This is a genomic window from Primorskyibacter flagellatus (assembly GCF_014638275.1).
GTDB classification, from domain to species: Bacteria; Pseudomonadota; Alphaproteobacteria; order Rhodobacterales; family Rhodobacteraceae; genus Pseudooceanicola; species Pseudooceanicola flagellatus_A.
In genome coordinates this window covers 2,106,192-2,119,853 of sequence record NZ_BMFJ01000001.1, presented here as the reverse complement: position 1 = coordinate 2,119,853, position 13,662 = coordinate 2,106,192, and the positions used below count along the sequence as shown (strand labels likewise).

Here is a 13,662-nt window from a genome sequence, read left to right as displayed (position 1 = left end):
CATGTCCATCATCCAGACCTATTTCGACGCCTTCAATGCCGGCGACACGAACGCCATGATGGACTGCCTGACAGCTGACGTCGCGCACCATGTGAACGAAGGCAAAATCCGCACCGGCAAGGCGCTGTTTGCCGAATTCAACGCCCACATGAGCCGTTGCTACCGCGAAACGCTGACCGACATGGTGGTCTTCGTGAACCTGGATGAAACGCGCGCTGCCGCTGAATTCATCGTGAACGGCACCTACCTGGCCACCGACGAAGGCCTGCCCGAGGCGAAGGGACAGACCTACCGCCTGCCTGCCGGGTCCTTCTTCACGCTGAGGGACGGCAGGATCGCCCGCGTGACGACCTATTACAACCTCGCCGACTGGATCGCGCAGGTCTCGTGACCACCCGCGTCCTGACAGGTGAGGCGCTTGGCGCCGCCATCGACGACATCGCCCGCCTGCGTATCGTGGTCTTCCGCGACTGGCCCTATCTCTACGACGGTGATCTCGCCTACGAACGCGAATACCTGAAGGACTACACCCATCCCACGGCGGTGGTCGTCGCCGCCTTTGACGGTTCTCGAATCGTCGGCGCGGCCACCGGCATGGCGCTGGAAATCCACGCCGACGACTTTGCCGCCCCGTTTGGGCATCGGCCCGAGCCGCTCGACCAGATCTTCTACTGCGCTGAGTCCGTGCTTCTGCCCGACTACCGGGGCCGGGGCTTCGGTCATGCCTTTTTCGATGCGCGCGAGGCTCACGCCCGTGCGCTCGGACGCCGGTATTCCGCCTTCTGCTCCGTGGTCCGCCCCGACGATCACCCGCTGAAACCGCCCGGTGCGCGCAGCCACGATGCCTTCTGGCGGGGCAGGGGCTACGCGCCCCTTCCCGGCGTTGTCGCCACCTTCCGCTGGCGCGACATCGATCAGCCCGGCGAGACGGATCACGATCTGCAGTTCTGGATGCGCGCGCTCTGATACCCTGCGTTGGATGGGTTCGACCACCCACCCGTGACGCCGCGCGCCCCTTCCCGTCATCGTCCGGCTTGACCGAAAATTTTCTCAACCATGGAGATCCTCAGGTCGAGCCCGAGGATGACGCGTCGGCAAAGGGGTCAGCCTCCGTAGGATGGCTGCTCCGCAGCCGTCACCCCGCGACCCCCGATGCCATATCCGCCTTCATCTGACCGGAGTACAGCTTCCCGTCCACCTCAAGCACGTACCGGGGCGAGTCGACATAGACCCGCCGCTGGTAATCCCGATGCGCCCGGATCTCTGCATCCATCCCTTCCCGCGAGGGCAGGGTCATTGCGCCAGAGGCGAGTGCCGCAATCCATTTCCCCTGTACCTCCACCAGCGGGATCGTCGGTCCCACGGGTTGCACCAGCCCGGCGTGGATCAGGCCGGGATGGGCAGGCACGACCATGCGTCGGTACAGTTCGCCCAGTTGCAGGTCCGGATCGAACACCCACCGGTCCAGGAAGGGGAACGTAACCTCGTAGCCCGTCGCGTAGATCACCGCGTCATACTCTGCCTCCGACCCGTCGACGAAGGCCACGCCGTCCCCTCGTAGCTCCGCCACATTCGGCTTCACGTCGATATAGCCGTGCCCGATCATCGGCAGCAGCTCCTGGCTCAGGGTCGCGTGTTCGCGGTACATCGGATGCTCGGGCCGGGGCAGACCGAACCGCCGCTGGTCCCCGACGCCAAGCTTGATAAGCTGCGCCATGATCCGCCGCACCATCGGCGACGGCAGACGAAGCCGGCGGCCAAGGAAACCCGACCACTGGTCGATCGGCACCCCCATGAGGTACTTCGGCATGACCCAGGCCGACCGCCGGGTCGACAGCGTTACATGCTCCGCCCTCCGGCACAGGTCCACGGCGATGTCCACGGCCGAGTTGCCGATCCCCACCACCAGGACCCGCTTGCCGATGAAGGGATCGGCGGTGCGGTAGTGGTGCGAATGCAGGCTCTCCCCGTTGAAGGTGCCCGGGAAGTCCGGCTGGCGCGTGTCGGTCAGGTGCCCGGTCGCGATGACCACCCGGTCATAGTCCCGCACTTCGCCGGAACCGAGCGTGACACGATACCCGCCCTCTTCCGGAACGACCGACTCGACACGGGTATTGAACGTCACCTTTTCAGGGATTCCATGCGCCGCAGCATAGGCCTCCAGATGTTCGAGGAACTGCCTGTGGCTCAGGAAATCCGGCAGCTTGGGATCAATCGGAAAGTCCGAATAGCCCAGGTTCGGTCGGCTGGTGTCGATATGCAGAGACGCATAGCAGGAGGAGCGCCCGTTGTCGTTCCCATAGCGCCACATCCCGCCGATCTGGCTGCCGATCTCGAAGATGTCGAACGCCTGCCCGGCCTCCTTCAGCGCCTTCGCCACGGTCACGCCGGAGGACCCGGCGCCGATGATACAGGTCCTGCCCATCTCAGATCTCCCTGTGCGCGAGATAGTCGGCGATGATCGCGTCGAAATCCGCATCCGGCGCGATGCCAAGCCCCGCCGCATGGCGCGACAGGAACCGCGTGGGCCATCCCTGTACCACCTTTTCCATCGCCGCGTCCTGCGCGCTGCCGACCCGGCCCGTCGCCCCGGCACGCTTGGCGGCGGCGATCATGTCCGCAACCGTCACGGTCAACGCGGGCAGATTCAGCGCACGCTTTGGCGGCAGCGCCTCCGCCCCCGCCTCGTGCAGCGCGATCAGCCCGGCGATGACCGTCCCGGCGGACACAACGGGCACTTCCGTCTCCGGCGAAAGAGGCGCGTCAATGTCGCGGCCTTCCAGCGGCTCGCGGGCGATGGCGGCGACCCGGTCCGACACCACCGGCTGCGTCACCCCCGGCCGGATCAGAACGATCGGCAGGCGCAGCGACCGCCCGTCGATCCGCCCGTGGCGCGAGGCATCGGCGATCAGCAACTCGTTCACCGCCTTGTGCATGCCGTATGTGGTTTCGGGCAATGGAGCGAGGTCGTCGTATACCGAATCCGGCAGCACGCCCCCGAACACCGCGATAGAGGAGGCGAAGACAACCCGCGGCGTCCCCTCCGCCGCCGCGATCAGCGCGCGCAGGGGCGCGACGTTGACGTCCCAGGCCTGATCCGGGTCCTTTTCCGCATGGAAGGTCAGTTGGGAGGCCAGGTGAAACAGCGTGTCGAAGGGTTCGGCGCACAGCTGCGTCAGCACCGCCGGGTCCGACAGGTCCCCGCGTACAACGCGGATTTCTGGAAGGTCGGATCCTTCCGGCACGGGAACATCGCCGATGTCGGCGAGGGTCAGCCGTGTGATCCGCTCCGGCGCGCCGGAGGGGCCCGTCAGGCGCCCGCGCGCCAGCAGGGCGGCGGTCAGGCGGCGGCCAAGAAACCCTGCCGCTCCGGTAATGGTGATGCGCATCGCTGTCCTCCTCGTGACGCGGCGCCGGGCTTGGGGCCAACCTCGCGGACCGTTGGCACAGGCCGATCCGAGCGGCGGCGGGCGTCACGCAAAAAACATACTTGCAAGTATGTTTCAGGCTGTCAAGCGGTGCCGAAACCCGCCACGAGAGGGGCCACCATCCGCGACGCAAGCTCCGAACGCTGGCCCGGAGTCTCCCCCTTCTTCGGGCGATACCAGAAGATCGACCACTGCAGCCCGCCCAGCATCACCTTCACCGCCACCGACACATCCACGGGCGGCACGCTGCCTTCGGCGATGGCGTCGGACAGGACGGTCTTGAACAGCGTTTCGAATTCGTCGCGAGAGGAGATCAGCTCCTGCATGGTCTGCCGCTGATCGGGCGTCACCTGGTCGAACCGGTGGACCTGTACGCCCTGCGCGACCACCGTCTCATAGGTGTGATGTTCCAGCATCGCGACGGCATGGGCGTGCAGCATCGCGATCAGCCGGTCGCGCGCATTGCCTTCGACCGCCTTCGCCTCTTCCTGCGCGTTGAACAGGCGTTGCATTCCTTCGCGGTGCACATCAAAGAACAGATCGGTTTTGGTGGCGTAGTGGTGATAGACCCGCCCCTTGGTGGCGCCGAGCCTCGCTGCGACATCGTCCACCGTGGTCGCGTGATATCCCCGCTCCATGAAGCATTCGGCCGCCGCTTCGATGATCTCGGCCTTGCGGCGTTTCATGACCTTGCCAGGCGCTGCGGACTGAGGCATCGCATGGTCCTCCCTGGACCCGATGATACCTCAGAGAACGGAAAATTGATACGCCGCTTTATCAATTCGCGGCGACCCGGTCCGGCCGCGCCCCGACCTCGGCCAGGATCCGGCCCGGATCGAAGGGCAGCCCGGCTGCCTCCAGCACCTCGCCGATCTGGGTCAGGTCCCCGCGGGACAGGGCCCCGGAATCGACACCGATCACCCGCGCCCCGCTGCGCTCCAGCAGGGAGAGCCGGTGGTCGTAGGCCGCGCAGAACGGCGCCCAGTAGTCCGGACTGGTGGAATGGCGTGCCATGAACGAAGTGCGGCACAGGCTGTCGATCACCTGATTCCGGTCGCGGCGCACGATGACCCATGTGGCATCCGGAAACGCCCGGTCGAACAGCGGCCAAAGCAGGGTGAGCTTCGGATCCTTGAACCCCCAGGGCGCGGTGCCATCATAGCCTTCGGATTTCAGCACCGCCGCGATCTGTCGGTTCAGGGAGGGGCAGGGCGGCTGCACGTCCCAGGACGGCAAGCTGCGCACGCCAAGCGGATCGGCCCCCATCCCCGCCAGCAGCGTCTTCACGATGCCGTCGCGCATTGCCCGGCTTTCGAAATACCCCTGCGGATTTTCCGGATTGCCCGGAATCGTCTCGCCCAGCCACAGCCCCTGGGCCTTGAGCACCCGCATGGTCATGGAAGTCGCCGACCGCGGCAGCCCGGTGACGAAGACCGGTTTCTGCGACATCTCGCGCGCTTCGACCCGCGCCGCGACGGGGCGGGCGTGGAAGGCGTCGCGCGTCGCGGTGATCCAGTCCTGCACCCGGTCGGCGCGCAGCGTCTCCTTCGCCACGGTGGTGGCCGACGGATAGGCGCTTTCGGCCCGTCCCTCCGGCCCCCAGAACCAGTGCGCTGTGCGGTTCATGATCGCCAGCAGCGGCACGTTGCATAGCCCCGCCATGTGCCAGTTCGCGCTGTCGACCGAAATCACCCCGGCCAGAGGGCGGATCATGTCGATGGTCTGGACAGGATCCTCCGTGATGTCGGACAGCGGGATCATGCAGCGGGCATCCGCCAGCAGGATCGCGCGCTCCTCCTCCGTCAGGTCGAACTGCAACGCGAGGAATCGCGCGTCCCGCGGCAGGAGATCGAGGAACAGGCGCAACTGGATATGCCGCTCCTCCCGCCGGTTCTGGCCGGACCCGCCGCGCCAGCAGATGCCCCAGACCGGCGGCTCCCCGCCGTGGCGGAGCGGAGTGTCGAAGGTTACGGGCGCAGCCACCCGTCCCGTGCGCGCGAAACCGCGTCCGACGAAATCAGCGACCAGATGTGCGCGCGGCGGATCGGGCAGATCGGGCAGCGCATCATGGGCGGTGAACCGCGCCTTGGGGAAATAGCGCCGGATGATCGACCCGTACTTGCGCAGACCGACGAAATGCGACGCCTCATGCCGCCCCTCGGCCCGGACATGGGCCAGGTGAAACAGCACGTCGCCCAGCCCCTGTTCCAGGATGATCGTTTCTTCATCCTGCACCGGATCGGCGGGCAGCGGCGCATGTCGCAGCCGCCCCGGCACGGTGCGCGGAAACAGGATCGCGTTGTGCCGTGCCGCATACAGCGGAAAGCCTGTCCGGTAGCGCCTTGCCCAGAGCATGTGCAGACCGGCCGTCGTGCGGAAGTCGTCGCGCTCTTTCTCCGTCACCTCGGGGTCCATGCGCAGCCGCTTTGCCGTCGCCGGATCGCGCAGCCGAAGGGACAGCCGGTAGCGCAGGGGCCGCCAGTGCCGGGTCGGCAGGGCCGCGTTCAGCCGCCGCGCCTCCTCCAGATCCCCGGTGTAGTAGAGCGCGCACCCCAGTTGCAGATAGGCCAGACGGCTGCGCCCCTGCGCATCGGGGGGCGGCTGGTCCAGCAGCGGGCGGATCAGCGCGTAGGCGTCCGAAACCCGCCCCTCGTTGAAAGCATCCTGCGCGGCAGCAAGAACCGATGCGCTGCGATCCTCCGCCGCCGCCTCCTGCGCGGGGGCCCTGTCCGGTGCGCCGTTCACGTCTTGCGCGGGGTCAGCAGGGTTGCCGGGCGCACCCGCTCTGCCGCCTCGAACAGCGAAAAGGTCTGGCTGACATAGTTCACCGCGCCGGAGATATGGTCCATGTAGGTCCTGAGTTCCGGCGTCATCTCCGCCTCGACCATCTGCACGTTGCGCTCGGGGCTGTCGAATTCGAACTGGCAGTAGAATAGCGGATCGCCCCGCTTCACCACGATCGGCTTCTCGGGTTCATGCCACTCGAACGCCCACATGAGCGGACGCGGCCAGACGTCGATCGGGAAGCGCCCACCAAAGATCGTGCCGGGCAGCGGCACCTTGCGGTAGTGCATGTAGGCGTCGAGCTGTGTCAGGTAGACCGGTTCGTCCGCGATGAAGTAGTACGGCAGCTTGAGCTGGATCATCGGCCGGTCGGGAAAGCGCCACTCCGATTCATTGGTGATCGACAGCTTCTTGCCCAGGGTCGATCCGCGGATCGCGCTCGCCGCGCCGGACAGGTTGTGCAGCGTCGGGCGTCCCTCCTTGTCGCGCCCGAAGCCGACGTTCAGGTCAAACGGGCAGGGGATCTCGAAATACCGGCTTTCCAGGTTCAGAACGGCGGGGCAGCGCGAGGCGCTTTTGGCGTGCTCTTTCCGGGCGGTGCGCGAATTCACCCGACGCGGCGGGTCGTAGATCACCGGGCTGTCGGTGTCACCCAGAAGCCAGCCGACACGGACCGGACCGCTTTTCGGATCCTCGTCGCCGCGGAAGTAGTTCGCCGTGAAGTTCATCGCCCGGTCCCCTCGCGCGCGGCAACCGGCCCGCGCGGCGTGTTGTGGATTGGTACGGTTAATTCCGTCACCTGACAAGCGCGCCCTCCGTCCGCGACGGTTGCGCCATCGAAGAGGGCAGGGCAATCTGGCGCCGAACCGGCACGGGCAGGGGAGGGGGTGCGTCAGTCATGGTCCAGATCGCCTGCCCGAACTGCGGCGACCACATCGACCTGCACGCAGGCGTGCGCATGCTGACCTGTCCCTCCTGCGGGACAACGCTGCTCTACGACGATGCGGTGGTGAAACAGGCGGGCGACGCCGGGGTCATGCACGACGCTCCGCTGCTCTTCGGGATCGGCGACCGTGTCGCCTGCGCCCCCGGCACCTTCGACATCCTCGGTCACGCGCGCTTCAGCTACGGTCGCGGCTGGTGGGACGAATTCTGGGCACTCGACACCAAAGGCCAGTCCGCATGGCTCTCGATCGACGAAGGCGACGTGGCGGTGCAGCGGTCCATCCGCGGCTCCGGCGGGCCAAAGGCCGGCGACACCATGCGCCCCGGCGACGCCTTCACCCACCACGGCACGAACTACCGCGTGACCGAGATCGACCGCGCCACCTGCATCGCCCTGCGCGGCGAATTCGACGAAGCCCTGAGCGTCGGGGAAACCTACACCTTCCTCAACGCGCTCTCTGGCAATGGCAAGCTTCTGTCAGGCGAATTCCAGGACGGCCCGACCCTCTGGTTCGAAGGCCACTGGATCGACCCGTTCGAGATCGTGGTGGAGCGTCGCCCATGACCCGCAGCCCCGATCTTCGCGCGATCAACTGTACCGCCTGCGGGGCGGGGCTGGACGTGCTTGGCGGAGGCCGGGTCGCGACCCACATCTGCCCCTACTGTGGCACTGCGCTCGACGCGCAGGCGGATTACAGGGTTATCGCGAAATACAGCGGCATCATCCGCCCGTCCTCTCCTCTCCGCCCCGGCATGAGCGGGCAGATCGACGGCGTGGCCTTCACCGTCATCGGCACTCTGGGCTGGGAAGAGCGCTACGGCGGCCGCACCTGGACCTGGGTCGATCATCAGGTCTTTTCCCCCACCCACGGTTACGCCTGGCTGACGGTCGAGGACGGGCACCTGATCTTCTCCCGCCGCTATCGAAAGCCCTGCTTTCCGGATTTCATCACCTCCGCCACCGTCGAACGCGCCGAAACCCGGCCCGACGTCACGTCGGAGGGCGAGACCTTCCGCTATTACGAAACCAGTACCGCCGAAATCACCTATGCCGAAGGCGAATTCAACTGGACCCCGAAGGTCGGCGACCGCGCCACCGTGGTGTCCTGCCTCGGACCAGACACGATGCTGAGTTTCGAGGAAAGCGCGACCGAGCGGGAGGTGGAGGTCTCGACCTGGCTGCCGCCCGAGACCTACGCCGCTTTCGGGGCCGAAGCCCCGCGCCATGCCAGCCGCAACCACCCGCTGATGCCCTACCCGCAGCGCCACATGCCGAAATTCTACATGACGGTGCCGCTGCTGCTCGCTGCCCTGTCCCTGTTTCTCGGCATCCTGTTCGGCGCGGCGAAGGGCACGCAGGTGGCGCGGGTCGCGGACCTGCCCGTGTCCGGACTGCCGCTTGAACTGCATTTCACCGTCTCCGACACCGCCCGCCTCGCGCAGATCGAGGTCTGGACCGACGTGACAAACGCCTGGGCCTGGTTCGAGGTCGGCCTGACGGATCCCGACGACTCGCCGGTGTTCGAGGCCGGGCGCGAGGTCGGCTTCTATTCCGGACGCGACAACGAAGGCGCCTGGACCGAAGGCTCCCGCCGCACCCGCATCCGTTTCCACCCCGAAACGCCCGGCGATCACGTTCTCGACCTCGCCCTGGCGGAAAGCGAACGCGACACGCCGGGCGGCGCGCTGGCCTCCCGCGTGACGGTGACGGTGACCGAAGGGCTGTCGACGGGCTGGTGGCTTTTCCTGCTCACAGCCGTCTTCCTGGCCATCCCGCTGCTGGTCTTCCTGCGCGCCGGCCTGGCCAATACAAGACGGTGGAGCGGTAGCGACTGGACCGACGAGGACGACGATGACTGAGGCAGCCCGATGACCCCCTTCCGCATCCTCTTCCTGATCGTCGGCCTCTCCGCCATCGCCGGGGCGACCTGGCTGGGTTATTACGGGATCGGGCGCGACAGTTCGGACCTCGACCGCTCTGTCCGGGCGGGATCGGCGGGGCGGGTCATCGGCTCCGGCGGGCAAATCAAGTAGAAAGGGACACCATGTTCGACGCGATCATTCTGGCCGAGTTCGTCTCGACCATCTTCTATTCCCTCCTCGGGCTCGGCCTCATGGCCGTGGTCTGGTACGCGATCACATGGATCGCCCCATTCCCGGTGGTGAAGGAGATAGAGGAGGATCAGAACATCGCCCTCGCCATCCTCATGGGCGCGATCTTCCTTGGCATGGCGATCATCATTGCGGCCGTGATCCTGTCGTGATCCCAACCTGACGTGAGCGACACGCCGAAGGACAGCGGCCCCGCGCCGGACGGGACAGGCCCGCGCGTCTCCCCGCGCGAGGTCTGGCTGCTGACCGCCACCTTCCTCGTCGCCGTCGCCGGGCTGATCTACGAACTCATCGCCGCGACGCTGTCGAGCTACCTGCTCGGCGATTCCGTCCGCCAGTTCTCTTTCGTCATCGGTATCTTCCTCGCCTCCATGGGTCTGGGCGCCTGGGCCAGCCGCTATGTCCGCGACGCGCTGCCGGGCTTTGTCTGGGTGCAGATCCTGCTTGGAGTGATCGGCGGCTTCCTCGCCCCGGTCATTTTCGCCCTCTACGCCTGGACCGGAGAGGTCGAGCTGCCGCTTTATACCATGCTCATCGCCGTCGGTGCCCTCTCGGGGATGGAGATCCCGCTCATCGCCCGCACCCTCGCCGCGATCGGGGCCCCGCAGTTCCGCTTTGAAAATGTGCTTTCTTTCGACTACCTCGGCGCGCTCGCCGCCTCGCTCGCCTTTCCGGTGCTGATCGTCCCGCACCTCGGGCTCATGTCCGCCTCCCTTACCTTCGGGGCGCTGAACCTCGCCGTCGCCGGCCTCTCGCTCTGGATCTTCCGCGCGCACCTTTCGCTTGCCCCGCTGGCGCTCTGGACCGTCGCCGCCCTCGCCACCGGCCTCGGCCTCTGGCAGGCCGAACGCCTCGTCTCCCTGACCGAGGCCGCGCTTTACGAGGACGACGTGATCCTGTCCGAGGATACGCCCTACCAGCACATCACCCTGACCCGGTTCCGCGACCGGACGCGCCTCTTCCTCGACCATTCCATCCAGTTCGACAGCTACGACGAATACCGTTACCACGAGGCGCTGGTGCACCCCGCCATGGCCCTCACCCCCGCGCCGCACAACGTCCTGATACTCGGCGGCGGCGACGGCATGGCCCTGCGCGAGGTGCTGCGCCACAAGGTCAAAACGGTCACGCTGGTGGACCTCGATCCGCGCATGACCGCACTTTTCGCCACCCACCCCGACCTCACCGCGCTGAACGGCAACAGCTTCGCCGACCCCCGCGTGACCGTCAGGAACCAGGACGCCTGGACCTTCACCGAAACCTCGGACCAGTCCTACGACACCATCATCCTCGACTTGCCGGACCCGAAATCCCTTTCCCTGTCAAAGCTTTACAGCCGTGAATTCTACGCCATCCTGACCGACCGCCTCGCCTCCGGCGGCGTCATCGTCACCCAGGCCGGATCGCCCTTCTACGCGCGAGAAGCCTTCTGGTCCGTCGCCGCCACGTGGGAAACCACCCGCAACCCCTACGCCCCCGGCGCAGGCCTGACAGTCATCCCCTACCACACGCTTGTTCCGTCCTTCGGCGACTGGGGCTTCGTGCTCGCCACGCCCGAAGACCCCGCCCCGCGCCCCCTGACCCTGCCCGACGGCCTGCGCTACCTGACGCAGACCACGTGGGAAAAGGCGCAGGTCTTCGAAGCCGACACCGCCCGGATCGAGGCCGAGGTCAACTCCCTCCGCGACCACGCTCTGGTGCGCTATTACGAAACGGGATGGGAGAAGTGGTTCCGCTGAACCGCCCGGATCTGCGTCCAGTCCGGCAACAGCGCGCGCGCCAGGTAATCCGCCGCCTTCTTCCCCGTGCCCTCGCCGCAGACAAAGATGTCGAAGGCCGCGTAGTCATGCTCCGGCCAAGTGTGGACCGAGATATGGCTCTCCGCCAGCAGCAGCACGCCGGTCACGCCCGCGCGGTCCGGGAAGCTATGGAAATGCGCCGACAGCACGGTCGCGCCCGCCGCCTCAGCCGCGCCACGCATGACCTTCTCAAGCAAGGCGGCATCGGTCATGCCCTTGCCGCCGCGATGGTCGATCAGAAGATGGGTGCCGGGGATGAACTGGTCCATGCCGGCGGTTCTACATCCGCGCGGGCAGGGAGGGAATAGCTGGCGCGACCCGCCCGACCGGTTCCGCTCGACAACCCGCGCGCCGCGTGGCCTTATCGTTTGCGGGGAGAGACCAGCATGACCATCACCGCCTTCACCACCACGAAATCCCTGACCGTCCTGCGGGGCGCTGGCGCACTGGCCCGGCTTGACGCGCGTCTCGACCGGCTTGGCGTGACTCGGGCCTTTGTCCTGACCGGGACCAGCGTTGCGACGCGCACCCCGCTGCTGGACGACCTGACCGCGGCGCTCGGCCCCCGCCACGCCGGAAGCTTCGCGGGAATAGGGGCGCACACGCCCATGCCCGCCCTGATCGAAGCCGTTGCGCAGGCCCGCGCCGACAGGGCGGATGCCATCCTCTCCCTCGGCGGGGGCAGCGTGATCGACGCGGGCAAGATCGCCTGTGCCTGCCTCGCCTGGGACGTGCGGACCCGCGACGACCTGCGCGCAAGGATCGTGGCGCGCGACCGCGGGCCGATCCCCGGACTGCCGGTGCACCTCTGCCTGCCCACGACCGCCTCTGCCGCCGAGTTCACCACCGGGGCAGGGGTTCACGATGCGGAGCGGCAACAGAAGACCGGCCTGAACAACCCCGCGCTGGTCCCCGATCTTGTCGTGCTCGACCCCGCGCTGGCACAGCATACGCCGCCGGGCCTCTGGCTCTCCTCCGCCATCCGTTCCGTCGATCACGCGGTTGAGGCGCTTGGCGGCGATGCCGCAACTCCCTATACCGACGCGCTCGCAGAGAAGGCTCTGGCTCTGCTGTTTGATGCCCTGCCACGTTGTCACGCCGACCCGGAGGACTTGGACGCCATCGCGGATGTCCAGTCCGCGACCTGGCTGGCCGGGACCGCCTGTACCGGGGCGCACACCGGGCTGAGCCACGGCATCGGCTACCTGTTCGGTGCCCATTTCGGGGTGGCGCATGGCCACTGTTCCTGCATCACCCTGCCGCATGTGATGGACTGGAACGGGGCGGCAGGAAACAAGGCCGACCGCGTTCTCCGTCACCTGACCGGCCGCGCCGGGGCAGAGGCGGTGGATGCGCTGATCCGGGGGCTCGGCCTGCCGCGCCGCCTGTCGGAGGTGTCGGATCGCACACCCGAGGAACTCGCCGCGCTGGCGCCACTGGTCATGGAATTGAGGCATGTGTCCCAGAACCCCCGGCGGCTGGAAACGGAAGCGGAGGCGGGGGACCTGCTGGCGCGGATGTACTGAGCAGGGAAGCCGCCTCCCTGGCCTTCGGGCTGTTCCGGGGAGGGCAGGGCACTATACCGGGGCTGGAGGACGCAGCGAGGGCAGACCCCCTCACCCCAACCCTCTCCCCCGGAGGGGAGAGAGAGTCTCGTCGTGCGGAAATCGAACGCAGCACCTGTAATCCGTGCAACGCATCTCCCTCTCCCCCGCGGGGGAGAGGGTCGGGGTGAGGGGGAGCCTGCGCCGTCCGCCCGCTCAAACCCCCTTGAACACGGGCTTTCGCTTCTCGACAAAAGCCGAGGCCGCTTCCCGGTGATCCGCGGTAGCGGAGGAATTCGTATGGTTGTCCGCCTCCAGGTCCATCACCTCCACCAGCGATCCGCCCCCGGCGGCGAGGTTGAGGTTGCCCTTCATCCGGCCAAGCGCAAGTGGCGCGCCCTCGGCCAGCGGCCCGGCGAAGTCCATCGCCTCTTCCAGCGCGCGCCCCTCGTCCACAGCGCGGTTGACCAGCCCGATCCGCTCTGCCTCCTTCCCCGAGATGACCGGAGAGAACAGGTACAGTTCCTTGGCCTTCGCGGTCCCGACGATCTGCGTCAGGAAGTAGGTGCCGCCGAAATCCCCCGACAGCCCGACCTTTGCAAAGGCCGTGGTGATCTTGGCCGTGTCCGCCGCGATCCGGAAATCGCAGGCCAGCGCGATCGACAGGCCCGCCCCGGCGGCCGCGCCCTCGATCGCGGCTATGGTCGGCTTGGGCATCTCGTGCAGCAGGCGCGAGACTTCCATCCGGGTCCTGAGGCTCTTGCGCTGTTCGTAGAAGGACAGGTCCTGGTTCGCCCCCTCGTTCATCGCCTTGACGTCACCGCCCGCGCAAAAGGCTCCGCCCGCGCCGGTCAGCACGACCACACGCACCTCCGGATCCTCCGCCGCCTGCTCCAGCACCTCCTGCATGGTCGCCAACATCGGACGGGTGAAGGCGTTGCGCCGTTCCGGACGGTTCATCGTCAGGATCAGCACCGCGCCCCGGCGTTCGGTCAAAAGAAAGTCGCTCATGATATCCTCCCTGAATTGCGGAACACTCTTCCGCAGTTC

At 67.0% G+C, this 13,662-nt stretch carries 15 protein-coding genes; 8 read left to right on the top strand and 7 right to left on the bottom strand.

The genetic code is table 11. The features are described 5' to 3' along the window. The first annotated feature begins 1 nt into the window (after position 1). Together IEV87_RS10490 and IEV87_RS10485 are read left to right on the top strand one after the other, a co-directional pair. Positions 2 to 391 carry a ketosteroid isomerase-related protein gene (locus IEV87_RS10490; RefSeq protein WP_188477634.1) on the top strand — a complete coding sequence of 130 codons (390 nt, stop codon included), beginning with the start codon at positions 2 to 4 and terminating at the stop codon, positions 389 to 391. Beyond that, positions 388 to 966, top strand: a complete 579-nt coding sequence (locus tag IEV87_RS10485) for a GNAT family N-acetyltransferase (RefSeq protein ID WP_188477633.1) — start codon at positions 388 to 390, stop codon at positions 964 to 966. The genes IEV87_RS10490 and IEV87_RS10485 overlap by 4 nt, the downstream gene beginning before the upstream one ends. A gap of 169 nt (positions 967 to 1,135) precedes the next feature. Here the strand turns inward: IEV87_RS10485 and IEV87_RS10480 are convergent, their stop codons facing one another. From IEV87_RS10480 to IEV87_RS10460, 5 genes are all read right to left on the bottom strand, one after another. Further along, positions 1,136 to 2,425, bottom strand: coding sequence for a flavin-containing monooxygenase (locus tag IEV87_RS10480; RefSeq protein WP_188477632.1), 1,290 nt, complete (start codon positions 2,423 to 2,425; stop codon positions 1,136 to 1,138). Between the two features lies 1 nt (position 2,426). After that, positions 2,427 to 3,389 (bottom strand): NAD-dependent epimerase/dehydratase family protein, encoded by a 963-nt coding sequence (locus IEV87_RS10475; RefSeq protein WP_188477631.1) that lies wholly within the window; start codon positions 3,387 to 3,389, stop codon positions 2,427 to 2,429. A 122-nt stretch (positions 3,390 to 3,511) separates the two neighbouring features. Further along, complete coding sequence (locus tag IEV87_RS10470; protein ID WP_188477630.1) at positions 3,512 to 4,144, bottom strand: TetR/AcrR family transcriptional regulator; 633 nt, start codon at positions 4,142 to 4,144, stop codon at positions 3,512 to 3,514. A 61-nt stretch (positions 4,145 to 4,205) separates the two neighbouring features. Beyond that, complete coding sequence (locus IEV87_RS10465) at positions 4,206 to 6,173, bottom strand: sulfotransferase (protein ID WP_188477629.1); 1,968 nt, start codon at positions 6,171 to 6,173, stop codon at positions 4,206 to 4,208. After that, positions 6,170 to 6,940, bottom strand: a complete 771-nt coding sequence (locus IEV87_RS10460; RefSeq protein WP_188477628.1) for a hypothetical protein — start codon at positions 6,938 to 6,940, stop codon at positions 6,170 to 6,172. The genes IEV87_RS10465 and IEV87_RS10460 overlap by 4 nt, the downstream gene beginning before the upstream one ends. 170 nt (positions 6,941 to 7,110) lie before the next feature. Between IEV87_RS10460 and IEV87_RS10455 the strand changes: the two genes are divergently transcribed. The 5 genes from IEV87_RS10455 to IEV87_RS10435 are packed head-to-tail and all read left to right on the top strand — an operon-like array spanning position 7,111 to position 11,008. Next, entirely contained in the window at positions 7,111 to 7,722 is a 612-nt protein-coding gene (locus IEV87_RS10455; protein ID WP_188477627.1) for a DUF4178 domain-containing protein, read from the top strand. Further along, positions 7,719 to 9,017, top strand: coding sequence for a DUF4178 domain-containing protein (locus tag IEV87_RS10450; protein WP_188477626.1), 1,299 nt, complete (start codon positions 7,719 to 7,721; stop codon positions 9,015 to 9,017). The genes IEV87_RS10455 and IEV87_RS10450 overlap by 4 nt, the downstream gene beginning before the upstream one ends. Positions 9,018 to 9,026: 9 nt before the next feature. Beyond that, a complete protein-coding gene (locus IEV87_RS10445; RefSeq protein WP_188477625.1) occupies positions 9,027 to 9,191 on the top strand; it encodes a hypothetical protein in 165 nt (54 codons plus the stop codon). Between the two features lie 11 nt (positions 9,192 to 9,202). Further along, positions 9,203 to 9,421, top strand: coding sequence for a DUF350 domain-containing protein (locus IEV87_RS10440; RefSeq protein ID WP_188477624.1), 219 nt, complete (start codon positions 9,203 to 9,205; stop codon positions 9,419 to 9,421). Between the two features lie 12 nt (positions 9,422 to 9,433). Further along, complete coding sequence (locus IEV87_RS10435) at positions 9,434 to 11,008, top strand: polyamine aminopropyltransferase (RefSeq protein WP_188477623.1); 1,575 nt, start codon at positions 9,434 to 9,436, stop codon at positions 11,006 to 11,008. Here IEV87_RS10435 and speD read toward each other — a convergent pair. Then, positions 10,975 to 11,337, bottom strand: coding sequence for an adenosylmethionine decarboxylase (gene speD / locus IEV87_RS10430; protein WP_188477622.1), 363 nt, complete (start codon positions 11,335 to 11,337; stop codon positions 10,975 to 10,977). The genes IEV87_RS10435 and speD overlap by 34 nt on opposite strands. A gap of 117 nt (positions 11,338 to 11,454) precedes the next feature. On the opposite strand from speD, the gene IEV87_RS10425 reads away from it, so the two are divergent. Beyond that, the gene (locus tag IEV87_RS10425; protein ID WP_188477621.1) at positions 11,455 to 12,594 is read left to right on the top strand and encodes an iron-containing alcohol dehydrogenase; all 1,140 of its coding nucleotides are present in this window, start codon (positions 11,455 to 11,457) and stop codon (positions 12,592 to 12,594) included. Between the two features lie 234 nt (positions 12,595 to 12,828). On the opposite strand, the gene IEV87_RS10420 is transcribed toward IEV87_RS10425, so the two are convergent. Further along, positions 12,829 to 13,623, bottom strand: a complete 795-nt coding sequence (locus IEV87_RS10420; protein ID WP_188477620.1) for an enoyl-CoA hydratase-related protein — start codon at positions 13,621 to 13,623, stop codon at positions 12,829 to 12,831. Positions 13,624 to 13,662: the final 39 nt, after the last annotated feature.

Coding starts and splice junctions, on each gene's coding strand:
- IEV87_RS10425 (WP_188477621.1), top strand. CDS start 11,455: ATGACCATCACCGCCTTCACCACCACGAAATCCCTGACCGTCCTGCGG.
- IEV87_RS10440 (WP_188477624.1), top strand. CDS start 9,203: ATGTTCGACGCGATCATTCTGGCCGAGTTCGTCTCGACCATCTTCTAT.
- IEV87_RS10460 (WP_188477628.1), bottom strand. CDS start 6,940: ATGAACTTCACGGCGAACTACTTCCGCGGCGACGAGGATCCGAAAAGC.
- IEV87_RS10455 (WP_188477627.1), top strand. CDS start 7,111: ATGGTCCAGATCGCCTGCCCGAACTGCGGCGACCACATCGACCTGCAC.
- IEV87_RS10470 (WP_188477630.1), bottom strand. CDS start 4,144: ATGCCTCAGTCCGCAGCGCCTGGCAAGGTCATGAAACGCCGCAAGGCC.
- IEV87_RS10450 (WP_188477626.1), top strand. CDS start 7,719: ATGACCCGCAGCCCCGATCTTCGCGCGATCAACTGTACCGCCTGCGGG.
- speD (WP_188477622.1), bottom strand. CDS start 11,337: ATGGACCAGTTCATCCCCGGCACCCATCTTCTGATCGACCATCGCGGC.
- IEV87_RS10480 (WP_188477632.1), bottom strand. CDS start 2,425: ATGGGCAGGACCTGTATCATCGGCGCCGGGTCCTCCGGCGTGACCGTG.
- IEV87_RS10475 (WP_188477631.1), bottom strand. CDS start 3,389: ATGCGCATCACCATTACCGGAGCGGCAGGGTTTCTTGGCCGCCGCCTG.
- IEV87_RS10420 (WP_188477620.1), bottom strand. CDS start 13,623: ATGAGCGACTTTCTTTTGACCGAACGCCGGGGCGCGGTGCTGATCCTG.
- IEV87_RS10445 (WP_188477625.1), top strand. CDS start 9,027: ATGACCCCCTTCCGCATCCTCTTCCTGATCGTCGGCCTCTCCGCCATC.
- IEV87_RS10490 (WP_188477634.1), top strand. CDS start 2: ATGTCCATCATCCAGACCTATTTCGACGCCTTCAATGCCGGCGACACG.